This is a genomic window from Streptomyces fulvorobeus (assembly GCF_013167895.1).
Lineage (GTDB): Bacteria > Actinomycetota > Actinomycetes > Streptomycetales > Streptomycetaceae > Streptomyces > Streptomyces fulvorobeus.
The window spans coordinates 5,065,340-5,078,781 of record NZ_BLWC01000001.1; the positions used below are offsets into that span (position 1 = coordinate 5,065,340).

The window sequence follows — 13,442 nt, forward strand, 5'->3', positions numbered from 1 at the left end:
TCCAAGCAGACACAGAAATCGGCGCCCGCACCGTACGGGCGCCGGAGGTGATCGCCATGGTTCTCAGAGACGCTGACAGCAGAACGCCCGCGAACTCGCGTCCACGGGCCGTTTCTTCGAACCACGACAGCTGGGTCCGACGCTACACAGTCTGCTCCGCCAGCACCACCAGCGACGCTCCGGCCGGTGCGGGAAGTCACCTGCCAGGCTGACAGTCCTCGCAGGTGGGCGGCGGTTCGGGACGATCGGGCGATGACGAGATGATCTCGCATGTCGGGACCCGGAAACGGCGTCGGCGCCCCGCGGCGGGGTGGTGTGAGCGCCGAAGGCGCGGCGGCGCACCCGTTCAGGTCAGGGGCGTCCCCACCTCCCCCTCACCGCGTCGTCACCCGGAAGGTGCTGAGTACCGCCTTGTGGTCGGTCGGCCAGGTCCAGGTGGGCTCGCGGAAGGTGTCCCGGCCGGACTCCTCCACCCGCTCGTTACGCACGATGGTGCTGGACGGTCCGACGATCACGCTGTCCAGCAGCCGGATCCGCCGGTCCGGGTGGTAGAAGACGAAGTCGATCCGGTCCCGTTCGTCGGCCTTCGGCGCCCAGGTGAGCTGTCCCACGTCGGCGCCCGGGTTGTCGCTCGGCCAGGTGAAGCCCGGTGTGCGGACCGGGTCCGGGTGGATCACGCGGTAGCTGTCGCGGAAACCGGCGTCCTCGACAGCCTTGGTCGTCGACCACTCGACGACGGTGCCGTTGTGGTCGAACAGATCGCGGGTCCGGTGGGTCCAGTCCCGGTGCGAGGGCTCGTTGAAGTCACCGGCCAGCAGTGTGAGCCGCCCCTTGGCGCGCTCCTCGGCGGCGTCGGCGAGCACGGTCCTCGTCACCTGGGTGCGCCCCGAGGCCGCGTTGAGCCGCGTGATCAGGCCGACGTCGGTGATCGGACCGGTCGGGATCTCCCCCCAGCCGTACTCGGAGGTCTCCAGCGGCGCCGGCGTGCCGCCGCCGTAACCGCGCGGCAGGTAGTTGGCGTAGTAGCGGTACTCCAGGTGCCCGGAGTAGGCCGCGACCTCGGTGCCGCCGACCGAGACGACCGCCTTCGACCAGGACGGGAAGGAGGCGTGCTCGATGATCGGGTAGCGCGATATCACTCCGGGATCGGTCGGGTTCCTGTCGTCGAAGTAGGTCAGTCCGCGCGCGGCGAGATCGGCCAGCAGGTCGGCCACCCGGGTGGGGTTGGACTCGCTGAGCATCACCACGTCCGGCCGTACCGCGGCGACGGTGTCGGCGATACCTGCCCGGCCGCCGGGCACCCGGCTGCCGCCGAGCCAGATGTTGAACTGCATGACCTTGAGAGTCCGCCGAGAGGAACCGCGGCCGTTCCGTGGCCCGGCCCGGCCGTGCCCGCTCCCAGCACCCCCGCCCCGACGCTCGCGCCGACCATCCCGAGCAGTTCACGACGCCTGACCATCCATGACCTCCAGCAATTGCCCCGCGTGCGGCCCGAGCACGGTTCGGCTCGGGCCGGGACACAGTGTTCAGGCGCCTCGTGTATGAGGCGTGAACCCGGGCGCAACTCCGCATGCCGCGGACCGGCGGCGAGCTCCACGTCACAGCGGCGCCGATGCCTGTCCCCGCCTCACACCCGGTCGTCACTCGGCGCGGGCTGTCCTTCCGGCTCCGGCAGAGGTGGCCGCCGCCCGGTCCGTGCCCGTTCCCTGTCGGCCCCCGTGTGGATCAGCAGGGCCACCGCCTTGACCACGGCCGCCACGCTCATGCCGACCGCCGTGCTCAGCGCGCCGGCAGCGGTGATCACCTGGGCGCTTTCCGAGGGGTCCAGGAGCGTGGAGGGCGGGTCGTCGAGGAGTGGACGGCCGGTCGCGTAAGCCAGCGCGTACGCCGTGACCGCGATGGCCGTCCAGCAGGCGACTGGGCGCAGTGCGGATGGATGGCCCGTGCCGGCAGGCGCGGTGCCGGCCAGGTGGCGCCGGAGGCGCTCGTGGCGGAACTCGTAGCGGGCACCCGTCTGACGTAGTACGCCCTGGCGGTGGGCGTCCGCCAGGAACGTCGTCAACCGCCAGGGAGCCCGGCCCGTCAGCGCCAGCCAGGCGCGGGCCGTTGCGGTGCGGCCCCACGCGCTGAGGGCGAGCGCGGACGTGCCGACGGGTACCCAGAGCTCGGTGTGCATGGTGCCGAGGGTGCTGCCCCGGCCGGTCACGGCGATCAGGAGCAGACAGACCGCACCCGCCAGGAGGGCGGCGACCGCGCTGCGGACGAGGGTGGCGGTGCGGTCGGTGCGCAGGGTGCTGTGGGGACCGAGGGCACGGATGGTGTCCGAGGGGGTGTTCAGGGCACGGTAGACGCCGGACGCGCAGCCGCCGATCGCGCCGACGAGCACCCCGAAGGCCACCATCGGGCCGACTGCGTCCAGGACGACGGATGAGACGTCGCGGTGCACCAGCCACAGCCTGACCTGGTGGGGCAGGGCCAGGACCAGGTTGTGGGCGTCCACCTGCCTGCCCCGCCAGGCGGAGGGCGTGCCCTGCCACTTCGTCGCCCAGCCGCCGTCCGGGGCGTGGTGGATGGTGACCCGCCCTTTGAAGGCTCCCGTCTGCTGGTCCTTGGAGATCCGCGCGCCCTTCGCCACGGCGAAGGGCGCGTCCAGCGCGGACCGTTCGACGAGCAGGACCTCCTGGGGCGCCGTCGACTGGACGGAGCGCCTGCCGTCCGCCGTCCTCGCCAGCCGCCAGTCCCCGATCTCCTTGCCGGGGGCCCAGTCAGGAGCCGAGTGGATCTGCACGGCGGCGAAGGCGCCGCTGATCACCCCGACCACGGCCCCGGCGCAGACCCCGATGAGCGTGCAGGCGACCAGTCCCCGCAGCAGCCCCCGGGCGAAGCCGCGCAGCGCCGTGGCCGGCGCGACGTAACTTCCGTTCGGGCGGTCGGTGCGGCGGCCCAGGCCCGCCAGGAGCAGGACCAGGCCGGCCACGACACAGGTCACCGCCGTCACCCGCTCGCCGGTGTAGCCGTAGACCGCCAGTCCGGCGAAGAGGACCAGAGCGCCCAGCGCGCGTACCGCCTGGGGGCCGCTCGGGCTGCCCACCCACGGCAGGCTGAGCGGGGCGGGGCGACGGGACAGGCCGGCGACCGCGAACATCATGGACAGGATCAGGCCGAAGCAGCAGCCGTTGAGGTACCAGGCGGCCCGCGGGGTGATGACGGCACCGAGCCGGGAACTGACGAGCGGCGGCACCAGAAGTCCGATCCCCACTCCGGCGACCGCCGCGGCGGCCGTGGTCCGCAGGGCTGTCCGGGCCAGCCACCGCGGTCCCTGCGGGGTCTCCGGCGTCGGCGGCAGCAGGTACGCGAGGCCGAAGCACAGGCCGGTCAGGATGCCCGCGAAGTTGAGCAGCGCGGACGGGGTGCTGTCCCAGTTGGCGATCACTCCGCCGCCGTGAACGGCGAGAGGTACCAGCAGTGCGGCCGTGGCGAGGAGCGCCACCACGGCAGGGCCGATGACACGCAGGGGCCGGGGCATCGCGGCGGGCAGTTCCCACCAGGCCAGGGTTGCCCCGGAGTCGGGCAGGTCGCGGGCGAGACGGCTGAGCCAGCGGTGAGCCGCCTGCGGGTGCCAGGCCGTTCCGGGTCCGGCGAACGCCGTAGGTACGAACGCGTCCAGCAGGTGTTCCTCGACGCGGTCCGCCGTGGGGAAGCGGTCGGCGTCGGTCAGCTCGGCCGGGTCACGGGAGGGGTCCTCGTAGACCGTACGAGCGAGGGTCACCATCAGCGGAGAGCGCAGCGCCTCCACCAGCTGTGCCGGGGGCGCCTCCAGGACCGGTGCCCAGGCGGTGGAGTGCCGTGCGGTGCGCGTCAGGTAGGCGCGGGTGGTGGCGAGGTCCAGCGGCCGCAGCTGTACGACGTCCGCGGCGGTCAGTACCCCGCCCTGCCGCACCGCTTCCGCCCAGTCGGCGGTGCGGCAGGTGAGCAGGGCCGGCAGGCGGTCGTCCAGTTCGGAGTTGAGGGAGCGCACCGCGCTCTCGTGCGCGGCCCGCGGGATCTCGTCGAAGCCGTCGAGGACGGGCAGGACCAGACCGGCGTCGATCAGCTCCCGCGCGAGGGTGCGGCCGTCTGCCACCGGGGCTGCCAGAGAGCCGTAGTCCTCGGCCAGCCGGTCGGCCAGCCAGCCCCGCAGTGAGGAGGAGCACGGGTCCCAGCCCGCCAGCGGGAACAGCACCGGCACCGGGTCGCCCGCCTGCCGTGCGTCCAGCGCCCCGAGCACGAACCGCACGGCCACGACGGACTTGCCCGCTCCGGGCTCGCCCAGGACCACCAGCCTCCCGGAGGGCACCGCCCGGAAGGCTTCGACGACACGCATCAGCCGCTGGTCGCCGTCCCGGGGAGGGGGTACCGGGGTGCCGGGCTCCTGGTTTGCGAGTGGCGGGCCCACCCGGGTCCACCGGACATCCAGCGGACCCGGGTCGTGCAGCCGGCGTCTGCGGGCCTCGGCCGACCACTGCACCCCCACCGCGTCGGCGAGGGCGTCGGCGGCCTGCCGGCGCCCGGCCTCCGGCGCACCGGCCGCACCCGGCTCCTCGGACTCCGCACCGCGTGCGAGGTCCACGGCGAACGCGCACACCGACAGGACGGCGGACACCACCGAGACCCACATCGACGCGGCGCCCTCGTCGCCGCTGTTGCGTACGAGCACGACGGCCAGCGTCACCAGCGCCCCGCACGCCACCGCCAGTCCGGCCCGGCGCAGCGTGCGTGCCCGCCGGAAGGACGTCCCCGTCACCACAGCCCCACCGCCGCACCCCGCCCGCTGGTCATGGGTCACCACGTTGGCACGGAGCCGGGGGCGTACGGGACGGTAACCATGAGCAACCACCTTCACAGGTGATTGACCGGACGGGTGTACCCGGATCGGGTGTGTCCTGGCCGTCGGCCGCACCTCCTGAGCCGGTGTCCACCACGCGGTTGCCGGGCGGAGCCGCGGGCTTCCCGCGCGAGGGTCCACCCGCACGCGGGACACCCGGGAGACCCGTCCTACACGTCGGAGGAGGGGACCTCCTTCATGTGGTCGACGGCCTGGCGCACGGTGATGGCCTGGGTGTGGAGGATGGTTCCGGGCTTGATCAGGCCGGAGTCGCCGCCGTTGGGGCGGACCTGGATGGTGCGCTCGCCGAGGTAGGTGTAGGTCCTGGCGTCGAAGACCCATTCGGTGCGGGCGCCGGTGGTCTCGTCCAGGCGGGCGACGGCGACGCCGGGGCGGCCGATGGCGTCCACGGCGTCCTTGACCTGAACGACGCCGGGGATCTTGCCCGCCGCTTCGAACAGGGCGGTGTTCAGTGCGGCCGGCGGCAGGGACTCGCCGAGCATGTCACCGATGGTGGTGAAGGCTTGCTGGTCGGGGCTGTTGCCCATCCCTTCGGTCTCCTTGTAGATCTTCTTCAGGAGGGCGTCGGGGTCGGTGGGGAGAGTGGCGAGGTAGTCGTGGGAGGGCCCGTTCAGGGACGGGGGTTCGGGCTCGCCCTTCTCGTTGACGCGGTCGACCGTTCCGCCGCCTTCCGGGAAGACGGCCGGGTCGATCAGCCAGCCCTTGGTGCCGTCCGCCGAGTTCCAGATCTGGCGGCGGTGGACCCCGGTGCCGACCAGGGTGGTCTTGTCGTCGACCGTCTTCTCGTACGTGCTGCCGACCTTGCTCTCCACGTACAGGTACTGGCCGGGGCGCAGTGTCACCCGGGGGCCGCCGGCGGCGGCGTGGGAGATCTGGTCCAGCAGCCGGGGGACGCCCGAGCTGGTGCCGGTGCCGACCGTCGCGGTGAGCGGCGGCCCGGCGACCTCGCCGCCACTGGTGCTGCTGCTGTTGCCGGTGAGGGTGAGGAGACCCGTGCCGATGAGGGCCAGCGAGCAGGCGGCGACGGGGAGGGCGATCAGGGGGCGCAGGAACATGCGCCGGGCCCGGGCGGGGGCCGGGTGGGCGGGCGTCGGGGCGTCAGCGGCGGTCTGGGTGTCCTGCTGGATGAAGGTCATCAGTTCTTCTCTGTGGAAGGCGTGGCGGCCTGCGGGGAGGTCGGCTTCCGCAGGGGAGAGCAGTGCTGCGCTCTCCTGCCATTCATCAGGCGTGAGACGTGATGGACGCGTGTTCACCAGGTTCCTTCCTGTGCGGGCCGGGCCGCGATCGTGCGGTCCCCTCTTATCTGCCGATCCACTGCCGGCGGTTCCCGAAAAGCGTCGAGCAGTTGTGCGTCGGCGAGTTTCCGCAGTTTCTTGCGGGCCCGGGAGAGCCGGGAGCGGACCGTCCCCACGGGGACGTCCAGAAGCCGCGCCGCCGTGGCGTAGTCCAGGCCCTGCCACAGGCACAGGCTGAGCACCTCCCGTTCGGTGCGCCGCAGTCCTGCCAGTGCGCGGGCGGTGGCGGCGAGGTGTCGGCGGTCGTCCAATCGGCCGGCGACCTCGTCGGCGTGGTCGGCCACCGCCGCCGCGCCCGCCGCGGCGGCCGTGGCAGTGGCGGCCGCCCTGTAGCGGCGGCTGCCACGTGACTGGGCGCGCACCAGGTTGGTGGCGATGCCCAGCAGCCACGGGCGCACACTGCCGCCTTCGGCGTCCAGCCGCTGGTGGCCGCGCCAGGCTTCCATGAAGGTCGCCGACACGATGTCCTCGGCGGCCGACCAGTCGGCGGTCAGCCGGTAGGCGTGGTTGTAGATGGTCTTCGCGTACTCGTCGAAGAGCTCCGCGAAAGCCTGCGGATCCCCCGCCCGGATACGCGCGCGCATAGGTTCGGTCACCTCAGTCAGCTGTCGATCCGCACAGGGCGGTTCCCGAGACCTGCGTCACACCCGGGATGATGTGGGGTGCGGTGTGCGGCGGCGTCCATCATGGCCCGGCGGTTCCGGGTCCGACCGGCCGGGGAGCTGGGGGAGCGGGGGACCGGGGTCAGTCCTGGCCGGGGACCAGGACGACCTTGCCCACCACCGTGCCGGACTCCGCGAGCCGTACGGCCTCACCGACCCGGCTGAGGGGGATGCGTGCGGCGACCTGGGCGGTGAGGCGTCCCTCGGCGAGGAGCGCGAGGACCTGGGTGAGGTCGGCGCTCAGCTTGAGGCGGAACGGCGTGAGCCTGCGGCGGCCTGCCCAGATGTTGTAGAAGTGGGCGCTTTTGCCGTTGGGCAGTGCGTTCCACCACAGCAGGCGCACCAGGAGCTTGAGGACCGGTGCCTTGGAGGAGCCGAGGTCGTCGCGGGTGGAGGCCGTGCCGTAGGACACGAGCGTGCCCCGTGGGGCGAGGAGACGGTAGGAGTCGACGATGCCGTCTCCTCCCACATGGTCGAAGACCGCCGCGTAGCCTCCCGGCGCCAAGGCGCGCAGTTGGCCGTCGAGGTCGGGGGCCCGGTAGTCCAGGGGTGTGGCTCCCAGCGCCGTGACCGCGGAGTGGTGCTTCGGCGAGGCGGTGCCCACCACCTGTGCGCCGGCGATGCGGGCGAGCTGGACGAGGGTGGAGCCCACGCCGCCGTTGGCGCCCAGGACGAGAACGGTGTCCCCGGCGTGGACACCGGCGACGCGGTGGAGCATCTGCCAGGCGGTGATGCCGTTGACCACGAACGTCTCGGCGTCGGCGGAGTCCACCGACTCGGGGACCTCCGTCAGGTCCTCGGCGTCGGCGTTCACATGACTGGCCCACGCCCCGGTCTTGGTGAGGACCGCGAAGCGGCGGCCCAGCAGGTCGGCCCGCACACCCTGGCCGACCTGGATGACTCGCCCCACCAGGTCGTAGCCGGGGACGAACGGGAACGGCGGCTGGTCGTAGTACTTGCCGCGCCGCATCTGCTGCTCGGCGAAGGAGATGCCGGCGGCCTCCGCCGCCAGGGTCACCTGGCCGGGGCCCGGCGGCCGGGCCGGCCGGGTACGCAGCTCGATCCCCTCCGGTTCCACGATCCCGGGCAGGACGGCTTCCGTCACCGTGTGCGGCGCCTCTGCGGCCGGTACGCGGGCGGCCGGGCGGTCGGCTGACGTGCCGGCGGGGCGTCCGATGAGGTTCTTCATGAGCTTCTCCTGTGCGGGACGAGGGGATCGAGACGGATACATGAATAGAGTGTTTGAACACTCACTTTGAGGGGGCGAGGAAGTGCGGCCGCTGGGTCCGCGGACCTGCGGCCGCCGCGTGGATACCGGGTCAGTAGTGCATGATCCCGGCCGTCAGCGTCCTGGTCCACGGTGCCGGGATCGCCTCGGCGTCGATGGAGACCAGCAGGTGGCAGAGCATGCCGGTGGCGAAGAACTGCTGTACCTGCTCCTCGCTGCCGCCGGAGGCGCCGCGGACGTACTCGACGCTGCGGGCGTATCCCGCCCGTACCGCCTCCCGTACCGCGGGCTCGGAGACCGCGGCGGCCTGGGCGTGCAGCTGCACCAGCATGAGGTCGTTGTCGCTGATCAGGTGGGCGTACGCGTCGCCCATCGAAGCGAGGACCGCCTCCGGGGCGCTGCTCGCGGCTTGCGCCGCTCCGCCTTCGAGTGCGGCGCGCACCCGGAGGAAGCAGTGCTCGACGACCGCGGTGAACAGGACTTCCTTGTTCGGGAAGAGGCGGTAGACGTACGCCTGGGAGATGCCCGCCGCCTTCGCCACCTCCGTGGTGGTGGTCCCGAAGTACCCCCGGGCCGCGAAGGCTCCGATGGCGGTACGCAGGACCGTCTCCCTGCGTTCTTCGGCTGTGGACAGTTGGCGCCGCTCCGTCTTCATGTGAGTACTCAATCACTCACACTCTTGGGTGTCAAGCACATCTCTGGTATGAGGGTACATATGGCCGGCTGTCGAGGCGCCTGCCGCGACAGCCGGGCGGGTGCTCCGCGATGCGGTTATGCGGCAGCACCGCGGAGTGCTGCCGCGAACCGTGTCGTGTCGCCGTGACTTCCGTCCGGCACGTGACCAGCCTCCCGCATCACCGGCGGACCGTCGAGAAGGGCTGCTCAGCCGCCGCAGGTGGACGACCACCGCTGCTTGCGGGAGTCGACGCCGGTCGTCGAGCGAATGCTGACTCCACCGTCGTCCCAGGCCGTCAGGCGCAGACCGGTCAGGTCGGGCTCGATGGCACCGCAGCGCAGCTCCCAGCCCTGGCCCGGGTCGCTGTCGTGGCACTCGGACATGTACACGCTGGTGCCGCTGCCGTCCAGGCAGTAGCCGGTCGCCGCGTTCCTCAGACGCATCCCGGTCGAGACGTCGGCGCGGTAGGCGTAGAACCAGACGGAGTTCAGGCCCTCACCGCACGCTCCCATCCGGGGGGCGCCGGCGAAGGTGACGCTCAGGCACTTGCCGCTGGTGACGTTCCGGAACTCGTTCTGCGCCTGATCGAGGGTCTGCTGCTCGCCCACTCGGGCCAGGGGCTCGTGCACGAGGTCCCGCTCCGCCTGGACGACATCACCGCCTCCGTGTGCGGAGACCTCGCCGACGAGGCGGAGCGGCGCGGCCTCGTCATGGACGTCGTACCGGCGACCGGGCGGAGCCCCGAGGCGCCTGAGACCGGCTCCCTCCGGGGCGACCCCGTCCTGATCGCCCACCTCGTACGCAACCTCCTGGCCAACGCCCTCCAGCACAACCACCGGGGCGGCACCGTGACCGTGTCCGTCGACGGCCGCAGCCTCTCGGTCGCCAACACCGGCCCGGTGGTCGCGCCGGGCCAGGTCGCCCGCCTCTTCGAGCCGTTCCACCGCGCCACACCCCGCCGCCGCGCACCGGGAGAGGGCGCGGCCTCGGCCTGTCCATCGTCGACTCCATCGCCAGGGCCCACGGGGCGGTCGCCGCCGCCACCGCCGACCCCGCCGGCGGCCTCGTCGTCCGGGTGGACTTCCCCGCCCCGGCCTGACCGGGAGGGGGTGCGCCTGCGCACCGTCCCCGGCAGCACGCCGACCCGGAGTCCGGACGGGCCGGCTTTCGGGTAAGAGCCAGGGCGAGTCCGTGCGACCGAGGACGGCATGGCTGCGGCAAACCTTGACCTGCTGGAGGGCCGGTTCGACGACGGGTGGCGGAGCGGCTCGCAAGAAAACGTCGCGCCGCGGAATTCGCCCTCCACGCCGCTGAACGCGCCGCCCGCTGCGCCCAAGATCGCGCCTGGCTCGTGCGGGCCCTCTACACGTAACTGGACCACTCACGCAGTCCCTCCCCGCCATCACGTAACCAGTTGTGGTGTTCTACGAGAGTGGCCTGGCCGCGTTATGGGAGGGTCGCCGTTCTGCGTGAGGGGTGCCCCTATGGGGTCTCGCCAAGGGAGTCCGGCGGTCCGAGCTGGAGTTCGGGCGGGCTGAGGAGCCGGGAGTCTGCGTACTGGGCACCGGTTGTCTGTCGGGGAGAACTGATGAGGGCGTGGGCAGAGCTTGCATGGCGCCTGCTCTTCGGGGCTGCCGCTTTGGTGGCGTGCAACTACCGGGACGTTGCGTGGCGTGTCCATGGCCTCATGGTGAATACGGGGGAGTCAGCCGGCTTCTGACGCCTGCGATCCTCAGGGCAACCTCAGGGTTCCTCGCGGCGCGGGTGCGTGGCGGCAGTGCGCAACCGGTCGAGCCGGGTGACCACCGGACCTGCTGTGACGCCATGCAGTACCACTGAGGTGAGTACGGTGAACGTCACCACCGCCCACAGTTCCCGCGCCGGCACCGGGAAGTCGTGCTGTCCGAGAGCGTAGGCAAGGTAGTACAGCGAACCGATACCGCGGATGCCGTACCCCGCGACAACCCAGCGTTGCCGGGCGTGCATAGGGCTGCCGAGCAGCCCGGCCCATCCGGACAAGGGCCGGATGACCAGCAGCAGCACCAGCCCGGTGACAGCGCCCTGCCAGGTCAGAGAGGCAAGGCCGCCCAGTGCGATGAATGCGCCCAGCAGAAACAGCAACGCTGCGGTGAAAAGGCGCTCAATCTGTTCCACGAAGTCGTGAAGGATGTTGTGGAAGCCGTGGGCACGTTCGGCAGCCCGGATCGCGCATGCGGCGGTGAACACGGCGAGGAAGCCGTAGCCCCCTATCAGCTCGGTCACTCCGTAGGCCAGGAAGGTGGCGCCCAGCGCGACGAAGCCATCCCGGTGTTCGGACATGCGCAACACCGGCGAGCGGGCGTGGAAGAACAACCAGCCCAGCAGCCGGCCGACGAGCACCCCGCTCAACACACCCACGATGCACTTGAAGGCGACGTCCTCCATCGCCCAAGCGCCGACCCACGCTGTCGACCAGCCGCTTCCCGCGGCTGCGGCCAGCGCGACAGCCGCATACGTCAGAGGAAAGGCAAGCCCGTCGTTGAGGCCCGCCTCGCTGGTGAGGGCGAAGCGCACCTCGTCCTCGTCGTCCTCCTCTTCGGTGGGCTCACCCACCCGCACCTCCGAGGCGAGCACCGGATCAGTCGGAGCGAGGACGGCCGCGAGCAGCAGAGCGGCCGCGGGCGGCCAGTCCAGCAGCCACCACGCCACAAGGGCGGTGGCCACGACGGTCAACACCATCGTGACGCCCAGCAGACGCCACGTGGTGCCCCACCTACGCCAGCCGACGGGTCGATTGAGCGCCAGCCCGGCGCCCATCAGCGAGATGATCACTCCGATCTCGGTGATGTGCTCAGTCAGCTGCCGGTCTTCCACCGGATCGATCACAGGCAGCGGCAAAGGCAGCAGGTACACGCCGACGCCGGCCACCAGGAACAACAGGGGCATCGAGAGCGGACGTCCGGCCACCACCCGGGGAAGCACTGCCGCGAGCAGCGCTCCGGCTCCCAACCACGCGAACACCGCATCGGCGATTGTCACTGCGCTACGCCCGTCCCTCCGCCGTACCACCCCGTGGCCCCGCCCTCATCGGAACCAGGGCCAACTGTCTTCGAAGATCACATGCCCGCATGCCACCGGCGTGAACGCGGATGCCAGTTATTCGCATGCCCACTACGAGACGGACGCCGCCCGCCGACAAAGCCGCCCGACCGGCGGCAGACGTGAGGGCACAGGCATCGGCGACGGCCCCTACCGTTGACGTACTGTCCGATGTCGACGGGCCGGTCGTGGACGCCCAGCTGGTCGAGCGGACAGTGCGCACCGAAACTCGGACGGGCGCATTCACTGCGCTTCGAGCGTCGGCAATGCGCACGGAGCTGCGGATCATGCGGCAACCTGCAGGGAGCATGACTTCGTGAGTTCTGGCTCTTGCGGAAACCGGCTGCCGCGCGGTGGGCAGCGTGCAGGACTGCGGTACCCAGGTCGTCAAGGTGACCACTCCCGTCGTCGGTGTCCCGCGCGGTGCGGGTGGGGGCATCTTCGACGGTAGACCTGTACCTGGGTACCGATTGCAAGCCCTGCTGCCGCCCGATCGGCGCGGCAGTTTCCGACCCTCAGTCGATTACGGCGCTGCGGCGCTCGACGAGGACGACGTCACGCCAGACGCCGTGATGGCGTCCGATGCGCTCCCGCGTGCCGATGGCGCGGAAGCCGGCACGCTGGTGAACGGCGAGGCTGGCGGTGTTCTCGGGGAAGATCCCGGACTGGATGGTCCAGATCCCGGCCTGCTCGGCGGAGGCGACCAGGGCTTCGAGCAGGGCGGAGGCGACGCCGCGGCCCCGGGCTGCGGGGTCGACGTAGACGGAGTGCTCGACCACGCCCGCGTAGGCGCACCGGCCGAGACCTTGCTCGCGGCGGCCCAGCCCAGCACCGTGCCGTCCTCATCGACGGCGGCGAAGCGGTGTTCGGCCAGCTTCGCCTCATCGAACGCCTCCCAGGAGGGTGCGACGGTCTCGAAGGTGGTGTTCCCCTCGTCGATGCCGCTCTGGTAGATCGCCAGCACCTGCTCGGCGTGCTCCGGCACGAGTGGCACGATCGTCGCGCTCGATGTCCTGCTGCCCACTGCTTTCCCTCCCCTTTGTCCGGTCAGGCCGCAGCAGGCAGGATCAGCAGCTTGCCCCTCGCGGCCAGCACGGACGACTCGACGCGGTAGTACACCCAGGTGCCGCGCCGCTCGGAGGTGAGCAGCCCGGCCTCTTTCAGCTTTTTCAGGTGGTGGGAGACGGTGGGCTGGGAGACGCCGACGTCGGAGATGTCGCACACGCACGCCTCGCCGCCCTTGTGCGAGGCGACGGCGGAGAACAGCCGCAGGCGGACTGGGTCGCCGAGCGCGCGCAGGATGTAGCGGCCGTCAACGGTGGTGGGGGTTACCAGCATCTGGTGGGTGGCGTCCAGATCGGTGCGCAGGCACTCGGTTCCACGCGCAGGCCGCCCACGCGACGATCCGCGCGGTGACCGCCATCGCCCTTACTGCTATGAAGGCTCCGCGCAACAGGCTTGGGACGCCCTTGCACGAACCGTCTGCCCCTTGCACGGCTGGGTGGTCAGCGGGCTTGGCGGTGACGATCTGGAAGTAAAGACTGCGGACCTTGGTGTTGCCGAAGGAGTCGCCCCGCCTGGCCGGACCGTGGACCTCCTCGGCTTCGCGATCTTCCAG

Annotated in this window: 10 protein-coding genes and 1 pseudogene; 1 reads left to right on the top strand and 10 read right to left on the bottom strand. The window is 71.4% G+C overall.

The window, feature by feature from the left end; all coding sequences use genetic code 11:
* Nucleotides 1–374: 374 nt before the first annotated feature.
* From Sfulv_RS22780 to Sfulv_RS22810, 7 genes are all read right to left on the bottom strand, one after another.
* The gene (locus Sfulv_RS22780; RefSeq protein ID WP_256669062.1) at nt 375–1,334 is read right to left on the bottom strand and encodes an endonuclease/exonuclease/phosphatase family protein; all 960 of its coding nucleotides are present in this window, start codon (nt 1,332–1,334) and stop codon (nt 375–377) included.
* Between the two features lie 293 nt (nt 1,335–1,627).
* Nucleotides 1,628–4,828 carry an NACHT domain-containing protein gene (locus tag Sfulv_RS22785; RefSeq protein ID WP_173316390.1) on the bottom strand — a complete coding sequence of 1,067 codons (3,201 nt, stop codon included), beginning with the start codon at nt 4,826–4,828 and terminating at the stop codon, nt 1,628–1,630.
* Between the two features lie 206 nt (nt 4,829–5,034).
* On the bottom strand, nt 5,035–6,138 hold the full coding sequence (locus tag Sfulv_RS22790) for a CU044_5270 family protein (RefSeq protein ID WP_173316391.1): 1,104 nt from the start codon (nt 6,136–6,138) through the stop codon (nt 5,035–5,037).
* On the bottom strand, nt 6,135–6,764 hold the full coding sequence (locus Sfulv_RS22795; RefSeq protein WP_173316392.1) for an RNA polymerase sigma factor: 630 nt from the start codon (nt 6,762–6,764) through the stop codon (nt 6,135–6,137). Before Sfulv_RS22795 ends, Sfulv_RS22790 begins: the two co-directional genes overlap by 4 nt.
* A gap of 160 nt (nt 6,765–6,924) precedes the next feature.
* Nucleotides 6,925–8,031 carry a medium chain dehydrogenase/reductase family protein gene (locus Sfulv_RS22800; RefSeq protein WP_173316393.1) on the bottom strand — a complete coding sequence of 369 codons (1,107 nt, stop codon included), beginning with the start codon at nt 8,029–8,031 and terminating at the stop codon, nt 6,925–6,927.
* Between the two features lie 130 nt (nt 8,032–8,161).
* Nucleotides 8,162–8,725, bottom strand: coding sequence for a TetR/AcrR family transcriptional regulator (locus tag Sfulv_RS22805; RefSeq protein WP_173316394.1), 564 nt, complete (start codon nt 8,723–8,725; stop codon nt 8,162–8,164).
* Nucleotides 8,726–8,952: 227 nt separating this feature from the next.
* Nucleotides 8,953–9,375: an RICIN domain-containing protein gene (locus tag Sfulv_RS22810; protein WP_173316395.1), complete on the bottom strand. Its 423-nt coding sequence runs from the start codon at nt 9,373–9,375 to the stop codon at nt 8,953–8,955.
* On the opposite strand from Sfulv_RS22810, the gene Sfulv_RS22815 reads away from it, so the two are divergent.
* Nucleotides 9,370–9,921 (top strand): sensor histidine kinase, encoded by a 552-nt coding sequence (locus tag Sfulv_RS22815; protein ID WP_173316396.1) that lies wholly within the window; start codon nt 9,370–9,372, stop codon nt 9,919–9,921. The genes Sfulv_RS22810 and Sfulv_RS22815 overlap by 6 nt on opposite strands.
* A 568-nt stretch (nt 9,922–10,489) precedes the next feature.
* On the opposite strand, the gene Sfulv_RS22820 is transcribed toward Sfulv_RS22815, so the two are convergent.
* From Sfulv_RS22820 to Sfulv_RS22830, 3 genes and pseudogenes are all read right to left on the bottom strand, one after another.
* Nucleotides 10,490–11,764, bottom strand: coding sequence for a cation:proton antiporter (locus tag Sfulv_RS22820; protein WP_173316397.1), 1,275 nt, complete (start codon nt 11,762–11,764; stop codon nt 10,490–10,492).
* A 575-nt stretch (nt 11,765–12,339) separates the two neighbouring features.
* A pseudogene (locus tag Sfulv_RS22825) lies at nt 12,340–12,848 on the bottom strand (GNAT family N-acetyltransferase).
* Between the two features lie 23 nt (nt 12,849–12,871).
* Nucleotides 12,872–13,162, bottom strand: a complete 291-nt coding sequence (locus Sfulv_RS22830; RefSeq protein WP_173316398.1) for an ArsR/SmtB family transcription factor — start codon at nt 13,160–13,162, stop codon at nt 12,872–12,874.
* Nucleotides 13,163–13,442 lie beyond the last annotated feature (280 nt).